The following is a 21,887-nucleotide window of genomic DNA, read 5'->3' on the forward strand; positions in this document are numbered from 1 at the left end:
GCGGGGGGCGGGGGAGTCGGGGGACTGATAGGGCTGGTCATCGATGAAGGGAAATGGCAATTCTTTCATCTCGAATGACAGGATGTCATGCCATGCTCGACCGCCAGCACCTCGCCATCCTGCGCGAGGTCGACCGCCAGGGGGGCGTCACCGCCGCCGCCGATCGTCTCAACCTGACCCAGTCCGCCGTCAGCCACGCCATGCGCCGGCTGGAGAAGGAGCTCGAGGTCCCCCTGTGGGAGCGCGACGGCCGCCGCCTGCGCCTGACCCGCGCCGGCCGCCGCCTGCTGGCGCTGGCCAACCGGGTGCTGCCGCAGATCGAGCAGGCCGAGGCCGAGATCGCCGACTACGCGCTCGGCCGCCGGGGCGAGCTGCGCATCGGGATGGAGTGCCACCCCTGCTACCGCTGGCTGCTGCGGGTGGTGGAGCCGTTCCTCTCGGCCTGGCCCGACGTCGACCTGGACGTGAAGCAGGCCTTCCAGTTCGGGGGCCTGGGCGCGCTGCTGGGCCACGAGATCGACCTGCTGATCACCCCCGACCCGGTGGAGCGACCGGCCCTGACCTGGACCCCGGTCTTCGACTACGAGCTGGTGCTGGCGGTGGCCGCCGACCACCGCCTCGCCGGCCGGACCGAGGCGACGCCCGAGGACCTGGAGCGCGAGCTGCTGATCACCTACCCCGTCGAGACCGAGCGCCTCGACGTGTTCACCCGTTTCCTGCTGCCCGCACGCCGCCTGCCTCGCGCTCACCGCGCCGTGGAGACGACGGACGTGATGCTGCAGATGGTGGCGGCCGGGCGCGGCGTGGCCCCGCTGCCCGACTGGCTGCTGGCCGAGTCCTCGCTGCCGCTCGTGCCCCTGCGGCTCGGCCCGACGGGCATCGCCAAGTCGATCCATGTCGGCCAGCGCCGCGACGACGCGGGCGTCGAGTTCCTCGGCGGCTTCATGGAGATCGCGCGGGGCGTCGCGGCGGCGCCGGCGTCCTGAGCCGGGCCCCCTGCGCCCCCGCGCGCCGGTTGACCCCCGCCCCCCGGCGCCGCACTCTGACCGGGTCGGTTCCCGCAAGGGATCAAGAGGGAATCCGGTGCGCCCCGGGGGGAGACCCCGCCAGGCAAGTCCGGAGCTGACCCCGCAACTGTAGGCGGAGAGCGTCCCCCGATCGCGCCACTGGAGGCCCCAGGCCCCCGGGAAGGCCGGCGGGACGCGGAGACCCGCGAGCCAGGAGACCTGCCGACGCCGTGAAACCCCTTTCCCGGGCGGGGCGCCCCGGAGATGGAGGACGCCATGACCGACTCCCATCGTCCCACCGGCGACGCGCCGGCCCCGGAGGCGACCCTGCGCGATGGGACCCCCGCCGCGGCCGGCCCTTGCTCGCGCCCCTCGCTGCGCCTGATCCAGGGCGGCCGCGCCGCCGCGGCCCCGCCCGCGCGCGCCGCCGGCCGCGCCGCTTGCGACCTCTCGCCCTCGCCGTCCGCCCCGCGCCGCCGCCGCCGTCGTCGCCCCGCTCCTCCGCCCGAGGTCGAGCCCGAGGATCTGGCGGACGCCGCCCTGCTCCTGCTGACCTCGGTGCGCGAGGCGCAGGACGCCCGCCGCGTCATCGAGCGTCTCTCGGCGGAGGTGGACGCGGACGCGCTCGAGGCGATGCTCGAGGCCGTCGCCGCCCGCCTCGCCCTGCTCGCCCGCGCCGCCCACGCCCGCCCCCGCCCTGTCTGAGCGAACGCCGGCGGCCCGAAGCGACCGGCGCGGCGCGAAAGCGCCGCGCGGCGGTCGCCCAGGGGGTGCGGAGCGGAGACGATGTCGGAACGGAAGGGCTCTGGCTGGGGCGGAGAAGTTACAAGTTAAGTAACTGATTTAAAAATATTTTAGATCCTGGGACATTGGATCAGATCGGTTTCTGCGAGAGTCGTCGATGGTGCGGCGAACTGGCCGCCGATGGCGCCACGACATGGCGCCGGTTCGGTCCGGCCACAGGGCTTGTTCAACCGCAAGTTCGTTGCCTCGCATGGCTGATCAAGCGTCGCCCGCACGCTCGGCGCCGGGGGGGCGCCCGTCGGTCCGATTCCGCTCCGGCAGGATCGTCGCTTGAAGCCGCCGTGCCCGGAAGCAGTGCTCGTGAACACGACCGGCCGCCGCCACGAACACGTCCTCAAGGCGTCGGGACCGACGCTGGCGATGGCAGGTCATCTTTCCGAGAACGCCTCGACCTCCGTCCGATGGTCGTGGAGGGCCGGCCCAGGGCGAGTCCTTCGGGCGGCCGGCCGGCTGGACCTCGCTTCAGTTTCGGTGGGCGCCGCCGTTCCACAGCCGGGCGGCTTTCGCGCCTCGCGGCGATCGATCCTGGCCGGGCGCCGGCTCCCATGTTGGCCGAATGAGCTTGGGCGCGCCGTTCGGGCAGGGCGCAATATCCAGTTGCTCGGACGGAAAATTCCAGCATAGTCAAAACAACTTTGACAATGTTGAGAATCATGCCGCCGGGAAGCGATCCGACCGAGACCTTCGACCTGATCGTGCTGGGCAGCGGCGCGGCGGGGCTGACGGCCGCGCTGACCGCCGCGCTCGAGGGCGGGTCCGTCCTGGTGGTCGAGCATGCCGCGGTCTGGGGCGGGACGACGGCGCGCTCCTCGGGGACGGTCTGGATTCCGGACAACCGGGCGATGCGCGCGGCGGGGCGCGACGACCGCGATGCGGCCGAGGCCTATCTGGACGGTCTGGTCGGCGACCTGGCCCCGCGGGAGATGCGGCGCGCCTTTCTGGACGCGGCGCCGGCGATGGAGGCGGACCTGACGGCGCGGAGCGGGCTGGCGCTGAGCCCGATGCCGGCTGCGCCGGACTATCGCCAGGACGTTCCGGGCGCGGCCGAGGGCTGGCGGGCGATGGCGCCCGGCGCCTTCGACGGACGGCGGCTGGGGCCCGATTTCGCGACCATGGCGGCGCCCCTGCCCGAGCTGATGCTGTTCGGAGGCATGATGCTCACACGGCCCGAGGCGGCGCGGCTGGTCCGGGCGGACCGTTCGATCTCCGCAGCGTTGCACGGAGCCCGGCTGACCGCGCGATTTCTTGCGGACAGGGCGACGGGCCACGCCCGCGGCACGCGGCTGGTGCTGGGCAATGCGCTGGCCGCGCATCTGTTTCACGCGGCGCGCGTGCGCGGGGTCACGCTGCGCACCGGCGTAGAGACGCTCGGCCTTCTGCGCGAGGGCGGCGCGGTCGTCGGCGTCGCGGTGCGCGACGGCGCGGGCGAGCGGCGGATCCTCGCCCGTCGAGGTGTGGTTCTGGCAGGCGGCGGCTTTCCTGCCAGTCCAGAATGGCGCGCGCGGGAGCTGCCGAACCCGACGCCCGAGTGGACCCCGGCCGCGCCCGGCGCGGTGGGGCGGACGATCGAGCTGGGGCTGGAGGCCGGCGGCGCGCTGGGGCCGGCGGGGCGGGACAACGCGCTGTGGTTCCCTTCCTCGATCCGGCGGCGGGCGGACGGCTCGACCGCGGTCTATCCGCATATCGTGCTGGATCGCTCGAAGCCGGGGGGGATCGCGGTCGACGCCTCTGGGCGGCGCTTCGTGAACGAGGCGGTCAGCTACCACGAGTTCGTGCGGGCGATGTACGCGGCGAACTCGGAGCGCGCCTCGGTCCCGGCCTGGCTGGTCTGTGGGCGCGAGTTCATCCGCCGCTACGGCCTGGGGCTGATCCGGCCGCGGCCGCCCTCGCTGCGGGCCTGCCTGGCGGACGGCTATCTGATCGAGGGGCGCGACGCGCGGGACCTGGCGAAGCGCGCCGGCATCGACCCCGAGGGACTGGCGGCGACGCTGGGCGCCTTCGACGCCGCGGCCGCGCGCGGCGAGGATCCGGAATTCGGGCGCGGAAGCACGATCTACGATCGCTCGAACGGCGATCCGGAGCATGGGCCGAACCCCTGCCTGGGGCCGGTGGGGGCGGGGCCGCTCTATGCCGTGAAGCTGTGGCCGACGCCCCTGGGGACCAGCCGGGGGTTGGCCACGGATGTCGCGGGGCGGGCGCTGGACGGGGCCGGGGCGCCGATTCCGGGCCTCTATGTCTGCGGCAACGACATGCAGTCGGCCTTCGGCGGCGAATATCCCGGCGCGGGCGCGCAGCTGGGGCAGGGAATGACCTTCGGCTGGCTGGCCGCGCGCCACGCCATGACCGGGGGCGCAACGGGAGGGAAGACATGACCAGGACAGGCGGCGAGATCATCGTCGAGGGGCTGCTGCGCGAAGGCATCGACCATGTCTTCGGCATCTGCGGACATGGCAACGTCGGGTTGCTGGACCCGCTCTACGAACGGCGGGACGAGATCGCCTTCATCTCGCCCCGGCACGAGCAGACGGCGGTGCACATGGCCGACGGCTTCTTCCGGGTCAGCCACAGGCCGGCGGCGACGCTGACCTCGACCGGGCCGGGGTCGTGCAACCAGGTGATGGGGCTGGCGGTGGCGCAGACCGACAGCTCGGCCGTGTTCTCGATCACCGCCAACGTGCCGACCCAGCAGTTCAACCGCGGACCCTTCCAGGAGCTGAACCAGCACGGGCAGGCCGACTTCGACGCGGTGATCAAGCCGGTGGTGAAACGCAGCTTCCAGCCCTCGCGCGTCGAGATGCTGCCGCTGGCGATCCGCCAGGCGGCGCAGGCGATGACCACCGGCCGCCCCGGCCCGGTGAACCTGGACGTGCCCTACAACCTGTTCGTCGAGGAATCGGACGTCGCCGACGAGGCGCCCGGCGCGGCCTTCGGCGCGCGGCGCTCGGGCGCCGACCCTGCGGACGTGGCCGCGGCCGCGGACCGGCTGCTGGCCGCCGAGCGCCCGGTCCTGTTCATCGGCCACGGCGTCGCCCTGTCGGGCGCATCCGAGGAACTGACGGCGTTGGCCCATCGCCTGGGCGTGCCGGTGATCTCGAGCCCCAACGGCATGGGCTGCCTGGACATGGAGGACCCGCTGTCGCTGGGCTTCATCGGCCGCAACGGCGCCTACCAGGCGAACCAGGCGGGGCGGCATGCGGACCTGGTGCTGGCGGTGGGGGTGCGGTTCGACGACCGCTCGGCCTCGTCCTGGAAGCCGGGCTATTCGTGGAACTTCCCGGCGACGACCCTGATCCACGTGGACGTGGATCATGCCGAGATGGGGCGGAACTACGCCCCCGACCTCGCCATCCTGGCCGATGCCCGCACCTTCCTGCGCCAGCTGCTGGCCGGGATCGAGACCCGCGCCGTCCCCCCGGGACCCGAGCGGCTGACGGCCTGGAAGGCCGACATCGCCGGCTGGCGGGCGGAATGGGAACGATTCGTGGCGCCCGGCTTCGCCGAGCACGCCTCGCCGATCCGGCCAGAGCGGATCGTCGCCGACTGCCAGAAGGTGCTGCCGGCGGACGCCATCCTCAGCCTCGACAGCGGGGTGCACCACAACTGGTACATGCAGTTCTGGAAGGCCCGCGGCCCGCGCTCGATGCTCAACACCTGGGGGTATTCGGGGATGGGGTTCGGGCCGTCCTCGATCCTTGGCGCGAAGCTGGCGGCGCCGGATCGGGTCTGCGTCTCGGTCTGCGGGGACGGGGGCTTCACGATGGTGCCGCATGTGCTGTGCACGGCGGTGGAATACTCGATCCCCGTGGTCTGGGTGGTGTGGAACAACTTCGCCTGGGGCGCGATCCGGGACCTTCAATACGGCTACTTCGGCGGCCGCGAATACCGCACCGCCTTCTACAACGGCGACAACAACCAGCCCTACAACCCCGACTTCGCCGCCTGGGCGAAGGCCGCGGGCGTGGCCGGGTTCACCGTCACCCGCTCCCAGGACTTCGCGGCGACGCTCGAGGAGGCGGTCCGCCTGAACCGCCCCGCCCTGATCGACGTGCATGTGGACGCCGACGTGCGCCCCCCCGCGACCGGCACATGGGAGCTGCCGCCCCTGACGCCCAAGGAGCCCGCCTTCGGCGGCCCGTGGCGGCCCTGAAAAGACCAAGGGAGGAACCGATGACCGAACCGAAGTCCGTGATCCGCAACATCGCCGAGGAGCCGTGGCAGGAGTTCCCCGACCATTTCGGCGGGGCGCTGTCGAAGGCGCTGGTGCACCCGACCACCACCGGCGCGCAGAAGATCGACTATCGCATCTCCACCTACCAGCCGATGGCCTACGTGAAGCGCCACGTCCACAAGGTTCAGGAGCAGGTCTACCACGTGCTGGACGGCGAGGGGCTGATGGAGATCGACGGCGTCACCCGCGTGGTGCGCAAGCACGACGTCGTCTTCCTCGCGCCCGGGTCCTGGCACTCGATCCAGAACAGCGGTCTGGGCGACCTGACGTTCATCGTGGTAACGACCCCCGTCACGGACGAATAGGCGGAGGCGGGATGGGCGGCGACATGGGCGGCGAGGACGGCAAGGCCCCGCGCGGCGGCGTCCAGTCGATCGAGCGCGCCGCGGCGCTGCTGGACGGGGTCGCCGCGGCAGGGCCGCGGGGCGCCTCGTTGAGCGCGCTCGCCGAGCGCACGGGCCTGAACGTCTCGACCGCCCATCACCTTTGCCGGACGCTGGAGGCCGAGGGCTTCCTGGCCCGGGTCGGGGACAGCAAGCGCTACCGGATCGGCGGCCGGGTCTTCGCGCTGGCCGCCGGCGCCCTGGACGAGAGCGCGCTGCTGAGCCTGGGCACGCCGGTGCTGGAGCGGCTGAGCGCCGACACCGGCGAGGCGGCGCACCTGGCGGTGCGCTCCGGCGCCGACATCGTGCTGGTGGCGCGCACCGCGGCGACGGGGATGCTGCAGCTGTCGGAGCGGGCCGGCGTGATCCGCCCCGCCCATGCCACGGCCATCGGCAAGATGCTGCTGGCGGCCTGCGCGCCCGAGGACCGGGCCCGGATCCTCGCCGGGCTCGACCTGCCGCGCTTCACCGAGGCGACGATCACCGACCGCGCCCGCCTGGCCGCCGAGCTGGAGACGGTCCGCGCCGAGGGCGTCGCCCACGACCGGCAGGAGCTGGACGCCGAGGTCCGCTGCGTCGCCGTCGCGGTGACCGATTTCGCCGGGCGGACGGCGGCGGCGATGGGCATCTCGGGGCCGGTCTGGCGGATGCAGGACGCGGCGCTGGAGGCCAAGATCGCCCGCCTGAAGAGCGCCGCCGCCGAGCTGTCGGAACGACTGGGCGCCCGCTAGGGCGTCGTCCGCCCGGGGCGTTCAGGCCACCCGGACGTCGGCCGGCCGCGGCGGGCGGGCGGGGCGCGCGCCCGGCGCAGGCTCGAATCCCTGCCAGCGCGCGTCGCGGATCAGGGCGTTCACCGTCTCGCGCACCTCCTCGCCGATGATGGCGGCGGCGGGCGACAGATGCTCGGCCGGCAGGGAATAGAGGAAGTTCGAGCGCCGCATCTGCGCGTCGGAGATGCGCAGCCAGCGCCAGTCCCGCTCCTGCCCGCGCTGCTGCATGATCGCGCCCATCGGCTTGATCGTGGCCCCGATCCCCTCCTGAACGCAGTTCATCAGCAGGGACAGGCTGTCGATCTCGGCCACCACGTTCATGCTCAGCGCCCGGCTCTCGAACTCGATCGCCACCCGCTTGCGCAGTCCGTGCACCGAGGTCGGCATGATCAGCGGAAAGCGGGAGACCTCCTCGATCGTCAGGGTCTCGCGCCCCGGGGGAACGAGGTCGCCGTCGGCGGCGACGATCACGAACAGCTCCTCGACCATCAGCGGCGAGACCGCGAACTCCGAGGACAGGTCGGCCGAGAACAGCACCGCAAGGTCCAGCTGGCGCTGGCGGATCATCTGGTCGATATGGCCGCTCATCGCCTCGACCACGTTGAGCAGGATGCCGGGGAACCGCGCCCGCACCCGCTGCACCAGCGGCAGGCCGATCGAGGCGACCGTGGTCGCAGGCAGGCCGATGGTGACCACCCCCTTCACCGCCCCGTCCGGGGCCTGGGCGATCATCAGCGCCTGCTCCATCTGCCGGATCAGCAGGCGGGCGTGGTGATACAGCGCCAGCCCGTTCTCGGTCGGCGTCACGCCCTTGGTGGAGCGCACCAGCAGCGCCCGCCCCACCTGGTCCTCGAGCTTGGCGACCTGCTGGCTCAGCGCCGGCTGGGCGACATGCAGCGCGCGGCTGGCGCGCGACAGGCTGCCGTCCTCGACGATCTGCACGAAATACTTCAGCGCCCGGATGTCCATCGCGCCGTCCTCCCCTGTTTTGGACAGGGTCGGCGCGAAATCCTCTCGCGTAAAGGCGCTATAAGCCCAGCTTATGCCGGATGACGGAATTCGGTATTTTTGCCCGTCGACGATCCCGCCTAGCGTCACGGAAGCGGGAGATCAGAACGCGACGCGCCCCGGTCACGGCGGCGACGCGCGCGGCTCCCGACGCAAAGGGAGGAACGACCGATGTCCAACGACAGGACGGTCCCGGCGCGCGCCGCCGGGACGCTCTCGAGACGTGCCGCGTTGAAGCTGGGGGCGGCGGCGGGCGTCGCCTCGCTGGGCGCGCCCGCGATCCTGCGCGCGCAGGGCGCCGGGCCGATCCGCATCGGCCACCTGACGCCGATGACCGGCTTCCTGGGCACGCTCGGCCAATGGGCGGTCGAGGGGATCCAGATGGCGGCCGAGGAGATCAACGCCGCCGGCGGCGTGAACGGACGCATGATCGAGGTGACCTCGGAGGACTCGATCAACCCCGAGAACGCCTCGACCAAGGCCCAGCGGATGCTGGAGCGCGACGGCATGGATTTCCTGATGGGGGAGATCAGCTCGGCCTCCGCCCTGGCGATCTCGGAGGTGGCGACGCGCAACAAGCGGCTGTTCATGGCGCTGGGCCCACGGTCGGACGTGCTGCGGGGCGGGCGATGCTCGCGCTACATGTTCTGCACGGACATCCCCAATACGGTGATGGTCAACGCGGTGGGCAGCGCGCTGAAGCGCGACGGGATGGTGGAGAACAAGACGTTCTTCACGCTGACCGCCGACTACATCTTCGGCCATGACCTGCTGAAGGCGGCGAAGGCCTTCTTCGACGCAAACGGGGGCGAGCTGATCGGGGACGAGCTGATCGCGACCGACGTCACCGACTTCTCGGCCTTCATCCTCAAGATCCGGCAGGCGCGCCCCGACGTGGTGTGCCTGAACCTCGCCGGCAACCAGGTGACCAACTTCGTCAAGCAGTACGCCGAGTTCGGGCTGCCCTATCCCACCGTGGGCTTCAACCTGAACACCGCCGACGCCTGGGCGGCCGGCGCGGGCAACCTGACGGGGACCTGGCCGACGGTCTGGTATCACACGCTGGACACCCCCGGATCGCAGAAGTTCGTCGCCGATTTCCAGGCGAAGTACGGGAAGATCCCCGAGAACCACGCCTGGATCGAATACATCGCCCTCAAGATCGCCGCGGCCGGCCTGGCCGAGACCGGCGGGGCCGACAGCGACGCCCTGGTCGAGTTCTTCGAGACCGAGGCCGAGTTCGACATCCTCAAGGCCCGCAAGGCGTATTTCCGCAAGGGCGATCACCAGCTGATCCAGGAGGCCTACCCGTTCTCGGTCAAGGAGACGGGCAGCTACTCGGACGTCCACGAGATGATGGCGCTGGGGCCGGCGGTGCCGGGCGCGGACCAGGATCTGACGGCGATCTACCCCACGGGCGCGGAGTGCACGCTCTGAGCTGAAAGGACGGCGCGCGGTCGTCTCCCGCGCGCCGATCCGCCTCCGGGACGGCCATGCGCCGTCCCGGTTCCTCGGGGCGGGGCGCGCGGCGCCCCTGACGGGAACTCGGCATGGAATGGGTCTTTCTGCTCGAGCAGGTCGTGAACGGCCTGGTCCTGGGCGGCTACTACCTTCTGATCGCGCTGGGCCTGTCGCTGATCTTCAGCGTGGGCGGCATCGTGAACCTCAGCCACGGGGCGTTCTACGCGCTGGGGGCCTACCTGGCGGTCAGCCTCGGCCCGCACCTGGGCTTCCTGGGTGCGGCGGCGATCTCTCCGGTGATGGTGGCGATCCTGGGCATCGCCTTCGAACGCTTCGTGCTGCGCCGCTTCTACCGCGAGGATCCGATCCTCAGCCTGCTGGTGACCTTCGGGCTGGCCATGGTGGCCGAGCAGGCGATCCGGATGATCTGGGGCGCGGCGCCGCTGCCCGCCAGCCTGCCGCAGGCGGTGCGCGGGCCGGTGATCCTGGGGGACCTGCTGTTCTCGAAGTACCGGCTGATGATGCTGGGGGTGGTCGTCTGCGTGCTGGCCGGGCTGTGGCTGCTGCTGAACCGCACCAGCTTCGGCCGCGTGGTCCGCGCCGGCATCCAGGAGCCGGACATGGTCGCGGCCCTGGGCATCCGCCTTCAGCCCTACATGACCGCGGTGGTGATGCTGGGCGTGGGGCTGGCCGCGCTGGGCGGCGCGCTGTTCGCCCCGATCACCACCGTCCACCCCGCCATGGGGGCCGAGATCATCACCATCGCCTTCGTCGTCGTGATCATCGGCGGCCTCGGGAGCTTCTGGGGCGTCGTCTGCGCCGCCCTTCTGGTGGGCGTGGTGCGCGGGATCACCGTCCATTTCCTCCCGTCGGCCTCCGAGGCGTCGATGTACGTGCTGATGTTCCTCGTCCTGCTGCTTCGCCCGCGCGGCCTGCTGGGCGAGCCGATCCAGAAATTCGAGCGGTGAGCCGGATGACCTCGCGTTCCGTGATCCTTCTGGCGACGCTCGCCGCCCTGGTCCTGCTGCCGGTCGTCGTGCCCCTGCTGGGGCTGACCGTCTCGACGGCGGCGATGATCGTCACCCTGTCGCTGGCCGCCATCGGGCTGAACATGATGATGGGCGAGGCGGGCCTCGTCTCTTTCGGGCACGGGGCCTGGTTCGGGGTCGGGGGCTATGCCGCCGCCCTGTCGCAGAAGGCCTGGTTCCCCGATCAGGTGATCCTGCCGCTGCTGTTCGGGATGGTCTTCGTGGGCCTCGCCGCCACCGTGATCGGCGCGCTGATGCTGCGCCGGCGCGGCGTCTACTTCGCCCTGATGACCCTGGCGCTCTCGGCCCTGACCTACTCCGTCGCCTTCCGCTGGACCGAGGTCACCGGCGGCGAGGATGGCCTGGGCGGGCTGACCCGCGGCACGATCCTGGGCGTCGATCTGGCCGACAACCTGACCTACTACGTGTTCACCGCGGTGGTGGCCTTCGCCGCCTTCTACGCCCTGCTGCGGGTCAAGCGCTCCTCCTTCGGCCACGCTCTCAACGCGATCCGGGAGAACCAGCCGCGAGCCGAGTTCCAGGGCTGGCGCGTCGACCGTCTGAAGCTGGCGGTGTTCGCGCTGTCGGCCTCGATCACCGCGCTGGCAGGGGGCCTCGCCGGCTTCCAGCACTACATCGTCACCGCCGAGTCCACGCATCCCGAATTCGGGGGCGAGCTGCTGGCCATGGTCGTCATCGGCGGCATGCACGGCAACATCCTGGGCCCGGCCGTCGGCGCCGTCTTCTACATCCTGTTCCGCGAGGTGCTGTCGAGCTGGACCGGCGACTGGCTGTTCTGGTTCGGCCTGATCTTCGTGGCCTTCGTGATGTACCTGCCCGGCGGTCTGATGGGCCTCTACGCCGCCCTGCGCCGCCGCATCTCCCCGCCCCCGGCCGAGGCCGCCGCCATGGCCTCGCGCAAGATCTACAAGGACCTGCCCCTCCCCGACTTCCTGCGCCCCGCGGCCTGCGAGGGCCAGGTTCTGACGGTCGAGGGCGTGTCGAAGAACTTCGGCGGCATCCAGGCCGTGCGCGGAGCGGAACTGCAGGTCGAGGCCGGCTCGATCCACGCCCTGATCGGCCCCAACGGCGCCGGCAAGACCACGCTGTTCAACCTGATCTCGGGCCGCTTCCGTCCTACCGCGGGCAAGATCCGCCTGCTGGGCCAGGACGTCACCGGCCTCGACCCCGCCTCGATCTGCCACGCCGGCCTTGGCCGCTCCTTCCAGATCACCTCGCTGCACGAGGGGCTGACGATCGAGGAGAACATCCGCCTCTCGATCCGCGCCAAGTCTCCGCGCCGCCACGACGCCTGGCGCGACGTGGAGAAGCTGGACGAGGTCAACGCGAAGGCCGCCGAGCTGATCCGCTTCCTCGGCCTCGAGGGCATCGAGAAGGCCAGGGGCGGCGACCTCTCCTATGGCGGCCAGCGCCTGGTGGACCTGGGCATCGCGCTCGCCTCGGCGCCCCGCGTCCTGCTGCTGGACGAACCGCTGGCCGGCCTCGCCGCGGCGGAGCGGGAGCGGGTCGGGGCGCTGATCGAGCGCGTCTCGAAGACCATCCCGATCCTGATCGTGGAGCACGACATCGACCGCGTGCTGGGCTTCTCCAAGGTGGTGACGGTGATGAACGACGGCGCGGTGCTGGTCTCTGCCGACCCGGACGCGATCCGCACCGACCGGCGGGTGCAGGAGATCTACACCGGCTCCGGCGCCCCCGCCGCCCAGGTGCGCCGCCGCCCGGCCATCGCCATGCCGGACTTCGCGCCCCCGGCCGAGCCCCTGTTGAAGGTCGAGGGCGTGAACGCCTTCTACGGCAAGAGCCACATCCTCGACGACGCGCGGCTGGAGGTGCGCCCGGGCGAGATCGTCGCCCTGCTGGGCCATAACGGCGCCGGCAAGTCGACCTTCCTGAAGACGATCGCGGGTCTGGTTCCCGCCCGCTCCGGCTCGATCCGTTTCGCGGGGCGCGAGCTTGCGGGCCTCCCCGCCCCCGACATCGCGCGCGCCGGCATCGGCTACGTGCCCCAGGGGCGCGGGCTGTTCGCGGGGATGAGCGTGCGCGACAACCTCTCGCTCGGTCGCCTCGCCCGCCCCGCCGGCGCCGCCGACGCCGTGCGCTGGAGCGAGGAGGAGATCTTCGCCTTCTTCCCCCGCCTGGCCGAGCGCATCGACAGCCACGCCGATTTCCTCTCGGGCGGGGAGCAGCAGATGCTGGCCGTGGCCCGCGCCCTCTCCGCCGACGTGCGCCTGCTGCTGCTGGACGAGCCGTTCGAGGGCCTGGCGCCGGCGGTGGTGGAAGACCTGTTCAAGGTGCTCGACGCCCTGCGCGATCGCCTCGGCGTGGTGATCGTCGAGCACAATCTCGACCAGGTGCTGGCCCTCTCGGACCGGGTCTTCGCGCTGGAGAACGGGGCGGTGTTCCACGAAGGGCCGGCGGTCGAGCTGCTCTGCGATCTCGACCGCCGCAAGCAGGTGCTGTGGCTGTGACGGAGGACCGGCGATGACCCACGATGACATGACCGCGGGGGCCGAACTGCGCCGCGACCTGACCCCCACCCTGCTGATCGGGGGCGAACCCGAGATGGGCGAGGGCCGCGCCGCCCCGCTGCTCGACCGCTACACCGGCGCGCCCATCGCGGATCTCGTCGCCGCCACGCCGGCGCAGGCCGCCCGCATGGTCGACGCCGCCTGGGCCGCCTTCCGCCGCGGCGCGCCGGGCCCGTGGGATCGAGGCGCGATCCTCGATCGCGCCGCCCTGCAGGTGGAGGCGGCGCGCGGAGATTTCATCGCGATCATGCAGGCCGAGGCCGGTTTCACCGCCGCCGACGCAGGCGGCGAGGTCACGCGCTGCGTGCAGACGCTGCGCCTGTCGGCGGAGGAGGCGCGGCGTCTCTCGGGCGACGTGATCCCGCTGGAGGGCGCGCCCGGACAGGCCGGGCGCACCGCCTTCACCCTGCGGGTTCCGCTGGGCCCGGTGCTGGCGATCACGCCCTTCAACTCGCCCCTCAACACCGTGTGCCACAAGATCGCGCCCGCCTTCGCCGCCGGCAATCCCGCGATCCTGAAGCCCGCCTCGGCCACGCCGGCCACCGCCTGCCTGCTGGCCCGGATCCTGGTCGGCGCCGGCCTGCCTGAGGGGTTCCTCTCGGTGCTGCTGGGCGGCCCGGCCGAGGCCGGTCTGGCAATGGCCGATCCGCGCGTCCGCTTCATCGCCTTCACCGGCTCGACCGAGGCCGGCCGCGCCATCCAGACCCAGGCCGGCCTGCGCCGCACGCAGATGGAGCTCGGCTCCATCGCCTTCACGATCCTCGCCGCGGACGCCGACCTCGACCGCGCCCTGCCCAAGATCGTGGGCGCCGGCTATCGCAAGGCGGGGCAGGTCTGCACCTCGGTCCAGATCGTGCTGGCCCACGAGAGCCTGCGCGCCGAGGCCGCCGCACGGCTGGCCGAGCTGGTCGCGGCCCTGCCCTACGGCGACCCGCGGGCCGAGGGGACCGTCACCGGCCCGATGATCTCGCGCCCGGAGGCCGAGCGGGTCGAGCGCTGGATCGCCGAGGCCGAGGCCGCGGGCGCGGTTCGTCTCGCCGGCGGCGGCCGCGAGGGCGCCGTGGTCGCGCCGACGCTGCTCGACGGGATCACGCCCGCGATGAAGGCGGGCTGCGAGGAGCTGTTCGGCCCCGTGGTCGGCGTCGCCCCCTTCGCCACGCTGGACGAGGCGATCGCCCGGGTGAACGCCACGCCCTACGGGCTGGCCACCGGCGCCTTCACCAACCGGCTCGACGACGCCTTCGCGCTGGCCCGGCGCCTGGAGGTCGGGGGCGTGCACATCAACGAGACCTCGTCGTCGCGCGTCGACCTGATGCCCTACGGCGGATCGAAGGACAGCGGCTTCGGCCGCGAGGGCCCGCATTACGCGGTCCGCGAGATGACCGAGGAACGGATCCTGACCCTGACCGCATGAGCGGCGACGGGCGACAGGACGGACGACAGGAGGCGACATGAGCGGCAGGACGGCGATCGTGTTCGGAGGCTCGCGCGGGATCGGCGCGGCCATCGTGAAGGCGCTGGCGGCGGACGGCTGGACCGTGGGCGGCACCCACCAGGGCGCGTCGCCGGGCGAGGCGGGCGCCGGGGGCCTCGCGCTCCGCTGCGACATCCGCGAGGCGGCGCAGGTCGAGGCGGTCTTCGCGCGCGTCGCCGCCGAGACGGGCGGCGCGCCTGCCTGCATCGTGGCGAACGCCGGAATCAACGTGCCGCCCGGCCCGGTCTCGGCCTTCGATCCCGACAGCTTCCGCAAGCTGGTCGAGACCAACATCGTCGGCGCCTTCAACGTGCTTCAGCACGCGGCGAGGAACGTGATGGACGGCGGCTCGATCATCGGGCTGACCACCTCGATGGTGCGGGTCGCCGTGCCCGGCGGCGGGCCCTACACCGCCTCGAAGGCGGCGGTCGAAAGCCTGCTGCGCTCGATGCAGAAGGAGCTGGCGCCGCGCGGCGTGCGGGTCAACGGCGTGGCGCCCGGTCCGGTCGACACGGACCTGTTCCGCGCCGGCAAGGACGAGGCGGCCGTCGCCCGCTCGGCCGGGATGAGCCCGTTCAACCGCGTCGGCCGCCCCGACGAGGTCGCTGCCGTGGTCCGCTTCCTCGCGTCGGGGGAGGCGAGCTGGGTTGCGGGCCAGATCGTGCAGCCGAACGGCGCGATGGTCTGACCCCGATCCGCGTCGCCGGGGCGCGGCAGTCCGGGGCGCCCGCGCTCCGGCCTGCCGCGCCCCGGCCGCGTCACCGCTCCGGCGCCGGAAACACCCGTCCGTCGAACAGTTTCCGCGCGGTCCGCAGCGTGCCTGCAGCCACCACGACGCCGTCGGCGTCCTGCTCGAGAAGCACCTCGGCGGCGCCCGAGGGATGCTCGATGGCGAAGCGCCCGTCGGACGGCAGGCGCGCGACCGATGCGGCGGGCGACCCCGGCAGGGTGCAGGCGGTCGCCACGCTGACCGCGGCGAAGACGCCGATCGAGGCGTGGCACCGATGCGGGATGAAGCTGCGGGTCGACGCGGCGCCGCCCGCGGCGGGCGGCGAGACCAGGGTCATCTTGGGGACCGACTTCTCTGTCACGTCGCCCAGGTTCATCAGCGGTCCGGCGGCGAGGCGGATGCGTTCGAGCCGGGCCTTGAGCTCGGTCATCGCCTCCATCTCCTCGCGCGTTTCGGTCCCCGCGACGCCGAGGTCCGCGGCCCGCATCACCACGCAGGGCATGCCGTTGTCGATCAGGGTGCACTCGATCCCGTCGATCACGTCCACCGGGTTTCCAGTCGGCAGCAGGGCGCCGCACATCGACCCGGCGATGCCGGTGAACATCAGCGGGACGGCGGCGTGGGCGCCCGGCACGCCGTCGATGGAGGCGGCGCCGCGATAGCCGACCCGGCCGCCCGGCGTGGCGATCCTGGCCACCGCCACCTCGCGGGTGTTGAGCATGTGGATGCGCACCGGCGTCTCGTCGCCCTGAGCGGCGAGCAGGCCGCGCTCGATCGCGGCGGGGCCGACGCCGGCCAGGATGTTCCCGCACCCCTGCGCGTCGGAAACCAGCGCCTGGTCCACGAAGACCTGCAGGAACAGGTAGTCGACGTCGGCGTCCTCGCGCGAAGGCGGGGACAGGATCGCGACCTTGGAGGTCAATGGATCCGCCCCGCCGATCCCGTCGATCTGCCGCGGATCGGGCGAGCCCATGATCCGCAGCAGCAGCGCGTCGCGCGCGGCCGGGTCGGAGGGCAGGTCCGACGCCAGGAAATACGCGCCCTTCGAGGTCCCGCCCCGCATCCACAGGCAGGGGATGCCGTCGATCTCGGGGTCGGGCGCCTCAGACATATTTCAGGCCCTTCTCCGCCAGCCGCGGCCGCATGTCGTAGAGGTCGAGCCCCAGCGTCCCCGCCGCCAGCTTCGCGCGCTTGGTCTCCTCGTTCGCCAGCCGCGCCTGCGCCTTGGCAAGCACCGCCTCGGCGTCGGCGCGGCGGACCACGCAGACCCCGTCGTCGTCGGCCACGATCACGTCGCCCGCCTCGATCGCCTGGCCGGCGACCACGACGGGCACGTTCACCGAGCCCAGCGTCTCCTTCACCGTGCCCTGCGCGCTGATCGCCTTTGACCAGACCGGGAAGCCCATCGCGGTCAGGTCGCGCACGTCGCGCACGCCGGCCTCGATCACCAGCCCGCGGCAGCCCCGCGCCATGGCCGAAGTCGCCAGCAGGTCGCCGAAGTAGCCGTCGGTGCAGGGGCTGGTCGGGGCCAGCACCAGGATGTCGCCCTCCTTCAGCTGCTCGATGGCGACATGCACCATCCAGTTGTCCCCCGGGGGCGCCGAGATCGTCACCGCCGAGCCTGCGATCTGCGCGCCCGCCCAGATCGGGCGCATGTGGGGGGCGAGGCAGCCGGTCCGCCCCTGCGCCTCGTGCACCGTGGCGACGCCGGCCTCGCCCAACGCCCGGATCGTGGCGGGATCCGCGCGCTCGACGTGCTGGACCACGACGTTCTGACCGATGGCGGACATCACTCGGTCTCCTCTTTCTTGACCGGCCTCTGCGCCGTCACGGGAGGCGTGCCGTGGGTGTGGAAGGTGTCGATGGTCTTCAGCCCCCAGGCCTGGCCTTTCAGCCGCTCCTTCTGGGTCCAGACCACGGGCTGCCAGTCGGGGGCGAGGATCAGCCGGGCGCCGGCGTTGGCCAGTTCCACCCGATTGCCCGCCGGCTCCCAGACGTAGAGGAAGAAGGTCCCCTGCACGGCGTGCTTGTGGGGGCCCGTCTCGATATGCACGCCGTTCTGCAGGAACAGGTCGGCGGCGCGCAGGATGTCCTCGCGCTGGTCGGCGGCGTAGGTGACGTGATGCAGGCGGCCCCCCATGTCCTTGAACTGGCCGCCGCCATGCTCCTCGGTGCAGGCGAGATCGTAGGTCTTGTTGTTGATCGTGAACCAGCAACCGCCGAGGCGGCCGTTGTCCAGCTGGATCATCTCGGTCACCCGCGCGCCCAGGCAGGTCTCCATGAAGCGGCGGAACTCGGTCACGTCCGAGCTGAGCAGGTTCAGGTGGTCGATCCGGCGCGGAGCGGCGCCGGTGAAGGCGGAGGCGGTGTTCTTCAGGGCGGCCTTCTCGGCCTCCTCCTGCGGCTCCCACCAGCGGGTTTCGTAGTAGATCTCGAAGACGTGGCCGAAGGGGTCCTCGAAGCGGAAGGCCGGGCCGTGGCCGGGGTCGTCGTCCACCCAGCCGTGGGTCTTGAAGCCCGAGGCCTCGATCGCCGCCGCCCGGCGCGCCAGCGCTTCGGGGCTGGCGGCGCGGTAGGCGACGTGGCCGACGCCGGTGGTGTCGGCGCGGGTCAGCTTGAGGGAGTGGAACTCGTAATCGTCCCAGGCCCGCAGCCAGGCGGAGCGGCCGTCCTGGTGCGAGAGCTTCAGACCGAAAACCCGCGTGAAGAAGTCGAGGCTGTCTTCGAACCGGTCCGTCAGCATCTCGACATGGCCCAGGTGGGCGAGATCGAAGGACGGGTTGGTGGGGGCGGCCATGGCGTCTCCTGTCGGTTGTCTGGTCCGCCGGGGCGCGGCGGAAGCCGGCCCCGACGGCGAACGGGTCCTGGGATCCCGCGCGTCAGCCGCGGCCCTTGCGCAGGGCGTCCACCGCCAGCGCGCCGGGCCCGACCGCGGCGAGCATCAGCAGCGCGAAGCAGTAGATCACCGCGGACTCGCCGCCGTTGACGAAGGGATAGAAGCCCTTCGGCGCATACATGATGAAGTAGGCGAAGGCGGACAGGCCGCTGAGGATGAAGGCCGAGAACCGCGCGTAGAGGCCGATGGCCAGCAGCGTGCCGAAGATCAGCTCCAGCACCCCCGCGACGCCGGAGAGCTGGAACAGCCCGACCGCGTTCATCGGATGCTCGGGGAAGCCCAGGTGCTTGATCGTGCCATGCTCGAGCAGCAGCAGGCCCAGGACGATCCGCGTCGCCCCAACGATCCAGGGGCGCAGGGGATCGAGGAACTTCAGGTCGAGGAACGACATGGACGTCTCCTTCTTTGCGGCGCTGTGCGATCAGAGCTCGTCGACGGTGCGGGGGAAGATCGACTCGAACCCCTCCGCATACTTGCAGTCGCGCCCGCCGGACTGGCCGCCCGAGTTGCGCTTGAAGTGGTTGGCCCGGTTGATCGCGACGCGGGTGTAGTACTCCCACAGGTGCTCCTGGCCCTGCATGCACTCGATGGCGGCGCGCTTCTTCTCCCACACCGGGGTGATGTCGAGGAAGGTGTCGGGCTTCCAGCCCATCTGCTCGGTCTGATGCGGCTCGAACAGGTAGAGCTGCGGAGCGCCGAGGACCTTCTCGCCCGGATTGTGCCCCCAGGCCTGGGCGATCATCCGGCACTCCAGCGCCACCTGCGTCGCGTACATGTGGTCGGTGTTGTAGGGGTCGTACTTGGAGTGGGAGAGCATGAAGCTCGGCTGCACCTTGCGGATCACCTCGACCACGCGGTCCTTGTCCGCGCGGCCCAGCTCCAGCGGGTAGTCGCCGAGGTCGAGGCACACCAGGTCATGGACGCCCAGCGCCTCGGCCGCCTGCTCGGCCTCCGCCCGGCGGGCGTCCTTCACACGCTGGAGGGTCATCCCCTCCTGCTTCCACAGCTTGGCGCTCTCGCCGCGCTCGCCGAAGGACAGGCACAGGACCGTGACCTCGTAGCCCTTCGCCGCGTGCAGCGCGATGGCGCCGCCGCAGCGCCAGACGAAGTCGGCGGCATGAGCGGAGATCACGAGGGCGGACCTGGGGGCGGTCTTGGGGGCGGTCATGGCGGTCCTCCTCGGGGCGCGCGGGGTCGTTTCGATGCCGCGGTGATCCCATGGCGACGCGGCGGGCGACAATTCGGAAGAGGGGTCGTCAGCATAAGTTTCCGCTATATGGGCTGGAGACAGCCCGCGCGCGCGCCTAGCGTCCGGGCGCCGCGCGGAGGCGATTCCGCCGCCGCCCGCCCGTGCCGCCAGCAAGGAGACGCGCCATGTCCGATGCATCCGACAACAAGCCCGCCGTGGCCTTCGTGGGCTTCGGCGAGGCCGCGCTGGCGTTCCTCTCGGGCTGGGCCGAGGACCGGCCGGCCCATGTCGCGGCCTACGACGTGAAGACGGAAGATCCCGCGGCGGCGGCGGCGATGCGCGCCCGCTATGCCGAGGCCGGGGCGACCGGCGCCGACACGCCGGCGCAGGCGCTGGCCGGCGCGCAGGCCGCGTTCTGCGTGGTGACCGCGGATCGGGCGCTCGAGGCCGCGCAGGCGGCCGCCGCGGCCGGGATCCCGCCCGGCCTGCTTTGGTTCGACTGCAATTCCTGCGCGCCCGACACCAAGCGGGCCGCTGCGGAGGTCGTCGAGGCGGCGGGCGGGCGCTATGTCGACGTCGCCGTCATGGCGCCGGTGCATCCCAAGAGGCATCGCGTGCCGCTGCTGGTCTCGGGGCCCCATGCGGCCGAGGCGGTCGCCGTGCTGGAGGCGCTGGGAATGAACCCGGCCATCGCCGGCGAGGGGGTGGGCGAGGCCTCGGCGATCAAAATGGTGCGCTCGGTGATGATCAAGGGGATGGAGGCGCTGACGACCGAATGCTTCCTCGCCGCCCGCAGGGCAGGGGTGGAGGAGCGGGTGATCGCCTCGCTGCTGGCCTCGGACCCCGAGGTGAACTGGCCGAAGCGCGGCGCCTACAACCTGGAGCGCATGATGGTCCACGGCGCCCGCCGCGCGGCCGAGATGCGCGAGGTCGCCCTCACCGTGCAGGCGCTTGGCCTGCCCCCGCGGATGGCCGCCGCCACCGCGGAATGGCAGGACGACGTGGCCCGGCTGGGCGCGGAACCGGGGGAGGAGGACCTGATCGCCCGCGTGGACGCGGTGCTGGCCAGGCTGTGAGCCGCGCCCGATGACGCCCTCCGCCTCGCCTGACGCGCTCGAGATCTCGCGCAACCTGCGCCACCTGCGGGTGTTCCTCGAGGTGGCGGACGCCGGCTCGCTGACCCTGGCGGCGGAGCGGGCGCATGTCTCCCAACCCGCGGTCACCCAGGCGATCAACAAGCTGGAGCGCCAGGCGGGCGGCGACCTGTTCCGCCGCACCCGCCAGGGGTTCTTCCTGACCGAGCGCGGCGAGGTGCTGGCCCTGCGGGTGCGCCGGGCGCTGGCGCGGCTGGATCCGGCGCTGGTCGAGGTCTCGCCCCGGCTGCGCCTGACCGCCTCGGCCGCGCAGCTCCACGCGCTGATCGGGGTCTGCGAGGCGGAGAACTTCACCCTCGCGGCCCGCAAGCTGGGCCTGGCGCAGCCCACCGTGCACCGGGCGGTGACCCAGTTGGAGCAGGAGGCGGCCCGCGCGCTGTTCGAACGAACGAGCTTCGGCATCGTCCCCACGCGCCCCTGCCAGGCGCTGGCGCAGGCCGCGCGTCTGGCGTTTTCCGAGCTGGACCAGGCGGATGCGGACCTCGCCGAGCATGACGGACGCGAGGGGGGGCGGGTGGTCGTGGGCGCCCTGCCGCTGTCGCGCTCGGTGATCCTGCCGCGCGCGCTGGCGGAGTTCCGCCGCCGTCGTCCGGTGCAGCCGATCACCGTGCACGACGGGCTCTACGAGGACCTGCTGGCGGGGCTGCGACGAGGCGAGATCGACTTCATCCTCGGCGCCCTGCGCCAACCCGCCCCTATCGCCGACGTGCGCCAGGAACCGCTGTTCGAGGACCGGCTGGCGGTGCTCGCCCGCAGGGACCACCCGCTGGCGGGACGCCGCGGCCTGACCATGGCCGACCTCGCCGGCGAGGGCTGGGTGGTGACCCGGCGCGGCGTTCCCTCCCGCGACCAGTTCGACGCGGCCTTCGCCAGCCGGGGCCTGCCCGCCCCCGAGCGGCTGCTGGAGACCGGTTCGATCCTGCTGATGCGCGAGATCCTGTCGGCTTCCGACGACCTCGGCTGCATCTCCGGCGTGCAGGCGGAGGCGGAGGTCTCGAAAGGGCTGCTGGCGCGGCTGGACGTGGCCGAGGACTGGCCCGGCCGCCCCATCGGCCTGACCCTGCGCCGCGACTGGCAGCCGACGCGGGCCCAGGACGAACTGATGGCGCTTATCCGGAAACACGCGTCGGAGGCGGCCCCGCGCTAGCCGGATCTTATGCCGGGGGCGCGGCTTCGAATTGGCCGTGGCGCGCGCCCGGGGCGATG

General features: G+C 72.1%; 19 protein-coding genes and 1 riboswitch. Of the genes, 13 read left to right on the forward strand and 6 right to left on the reverse strand.

The genetic code is table 11. From position 1 onward, the window contains the following. The first annotated feature begins 92 nt into the window (after positions 1-92). The 6 genes from BM064_RS10745 (at position 93) to BM064_RS10770 (ending at position 7,153) form a co-directional block, all read left to right on the forward strand. Positions 93-986 (forward strand): LysR family transcriptional regulator, encoded by an 894-nt coding sequence (locus BM064_RS10745; RefSeq protein WP_092859751.1) that lies wholly within the window; start codon positions 93-95, stop codon positions 984-986. A gap of 49 nt (positions 987-1,035) precedes the next feature. Continuing rightward, positions 1,036-1,248: riboswitch (cobalamin riboswitch) on the forward strand. A gap of 35 nt (positions 1,249-1,283) precedes the next feature. Further along, the gene (locus tag BM064_RS10750) at positions 1,284-1,712 is read left to right on the forward strand and encodes a hypothetical protein (RefSeq protein WP_143103304.1); all 429 of its coding nucleotides are present in this window, start codon (positions 1,284-1,286) and stop codon (positions 1,710-1,712) included. 752 nt (positions 1,713-2,464) lie between these two features. Next, complete coding sequence (locus BM064_RS10755) at positions 2,465-4,183, forward strand: FAD-dependent oxidoreductase (RefSeq protein ID WP_245779120.1); 1,719 nt, start codon at positions 2,465-2,467, stop codon at positions 4,181-4,183. Next, positions 4,180-5,958 carry a thiamine pyrophosphate-binding protein gene (locus BM064_RS10760; RefSeq protein ID WP_092859754.1) on the forward strand — a complete coding sequence of 593 codons (1,779 nt, stop codon included), beginning with the start codon at positions 4,180-4,182 and terminating at the stop codon, positions 5,956-5,958. The genes BM064_RS10755 and BM064_RS10760 overlap by 4 nt, the downstream gene beginning before the upstream one ends. A 20-nt stretch (positions 5,959-5,978) precedes the next feature. Then, a complete protein-coding gene (locus BM064_RS10765) occupies positions 5,979-6,344 on the forward strand; it encodes a cupin domain-containing protein (RefSeq protein WP_092859755.1) in 366 nt (121 codons plus the stop codon). Positions 6,345-6,355: 11 nt separating this feature from the next. Continuing rightward, entirely contained in the window at positions 6,356-7,153 is a 798-nt protein-coding gene (locus BM064_RS10770; protein ID WP_092859756.1) for an IclR family transcriptional regulator, read from the forward strand. 21 nt (positions 7,154-7,174) lie between these two features. On the opposite strand, the gene BM064_RS10775 is transcribed toward BM064_RS10770, so the two are convergent. Further along, entirely contained in the window at positions 7,175-8,161 is a 987-nt protein-coding gene (locus tag BM064_RS10775; RefSeq protein ID WP_092859757.1) for a LysR substrate-binding domain-containing protein, read from the reverse strand. Positions 8,162-8,371: 210 nt separating this feature from the next. Here BM064_RS10775 and BM064_RS10780 point away from each other — a divergent pair, with 210 nt between their 5' ends. From BM064_RS10780 to BM064_RS10800, 5 genes are all read left to right on the forward strand, one after another. Beyond that, positions 8,372-9,637: an ABC transporter substrate-binding protein gene (locus BM064_RS10780; RefSeq protein ID WP_092859758.1), complete on the forward strand. Its 1,266-nt coding sequence runs from the start codon at positions 8,372-8,374 to the stop codon at positions 9,635-9,637. A 113-nt stretch (positions 9,638-9,750) separates the two neighbouring features. Further along, positions 9,751-10,629 (forward strand): branched-chain amino acid ABC transporter permease, encoded by an 879-nt coding sequence (locus tag BM064_RS10785; RefSeq protein ID WP_092859759.1) that lies wholly within the window; start codon positions 9,751-9,753, stop codon positions 10,627-10,629. Between the two features lie 5 nt (positions 10,630-10,634). Next, on the forward strand, positions 10,635-13,178 hold the full coding sequence (locus tag BM064_RS10790; RefSeq protein ID WP_092859760.1) for a branched-chain amino acid ABC transporter ATP-binding protein/permease: 2,544 nt from the start codon (positions 10,635-10,637) through the stop codon (positions 13,176-13,178). 13 nt (positions 13,179-13,191) lie between these two features. Then, positions 13,192-14,652, forward strand: coding sequence for an aldehyde dehydrogenase family protein (locus tag BM064_RS10795; RefSeq protein WP_218161004.1), 1,461 nt, complete (start codon positions 13,192-13,194; stop codon positions 14,650-14,652). Positions 14,653-14,689: 37 nt separating this feature from the next. After that, positions 14,690-15,400 carry an SDR family NAD(P)-dependent oxidoreductase gene (locus BM064_RS10800; protein WP_092859761.1) on the forward strand — a complete coding sequence of 237 codons (711 nt, stop codon included), beginning with the start codon at positions 14,690-14,692 and terminating at the stop codon, positions 15,398-15,400. A 70-nt stretch (positions 15,401-15,470) separates the two neighbouring features. Here the strand turns inward: BM064_RS10800 and BM064_RS10805 are convergent, their stop codons facing one another. The 5 genes from BM064_RS10805 to BM064_RS10825 form a co-directional block, all read right to left on the reverse strand. Further along, entirely contained in the window at positions 15,471-16,553 is a 1,083-nt protein-coding gene (locus BM064_RS10805; RefSeq protein WP_092859762.1) for a 4-oxalomesaconate tautomerase, read from the reverse strand. Then, positions 16,546-17,232: a 4-carboxy-4-hydroxy-2-oxoadipate aldolase/oxaloacetate decarboxylase gene (locus tag BM064_RS10810; RefSeq protein WP_092859763.1), complete on the reverse strand. Its 687-nt coding sequence runs from the start codon at positions 17,230-17,232 to the stop codon at positions 16,546-16,548. Before BM064_RS10810 ends, BM064_RS10805 begins: the two co-directional genes overlap by 8 nt. Next, positions 17,232-18,239 (reverse strand): VOC family protein, encoded by a 1,008-nt coding sequence (locus BM064_RS10815; RefSeq protein ID WP_092859764.1) that lies wholly within the window; start codon positions 18,237-18,239, stop codon positions 17,232-17,234. Before BM064_RS10815 ends, BM064_RS10810 begins: the two co-directional genes overlap by 1 nt. 82 nt (positions 18,240-18,321) lie before the next feature. After that, positions 18,322-18,729, reverse strand: coding sequence for a DoxX family protein (locus BM064_RS10820; RefSeq protein ID WP_092859765.1), 408 nt, complete (start codon positions 18,727-18,729; stop codon positions 18,322-18,324). 30 nt (positions 18,730-18,759) lie between these two features. Continuing rightward, positions 18,760-19,506, reverse strand: a complete 747-nt coding sequence (locus BM064_RS10825) for a PIG-L deacetylase family protein (protein ID WP_092859766.1) — start codon at positions 19,504-19,506, stop codon at positions 18,760-18,762. Positions 19,507-19,712: 206 nt separating this feature from the next. Between BM064_RS10825 and BM064_RS10830 the strand changes: the two genes are divergently transcribed. Together BM064_RS10830 and BM064_RS10835 are read left to right on the forward strand one after the other, a co-directional pair. Then, entirely contained in the window at positions 19,713-20,603 is an 891-nt protein-coding gene (locus BM064_RS10830; RefSeq protein ID WP_092859767.1) for a DUF1932 domain-containing protein, read from the forward strand. A 10-nt stretch (positions 20,604-20,613) separates the two neighbouring features. Beyond that, on the forward strand, positions 20,614-21,828 hold the full coding sequence (locus BM064_RS10835) for a LysR family transcriptional regulator (RefSeq protein WP_092859768.1): 1,215 nt from the start codon (positions 20,614-20,616) through the stop codon (positions 21,826-21,828). Positions 21,829-21,887: the final 59 nt, after the last annotated feature.

Source organism: Albimonas pacifica, from assembly GCF_900113695.1.
Lineage (GTDB): Bacteria > Pseudomonadota > Alphaproteobacteria > Rhodobacterales > Rhodobacteraceae > Albimonas > Albimonas pacifica.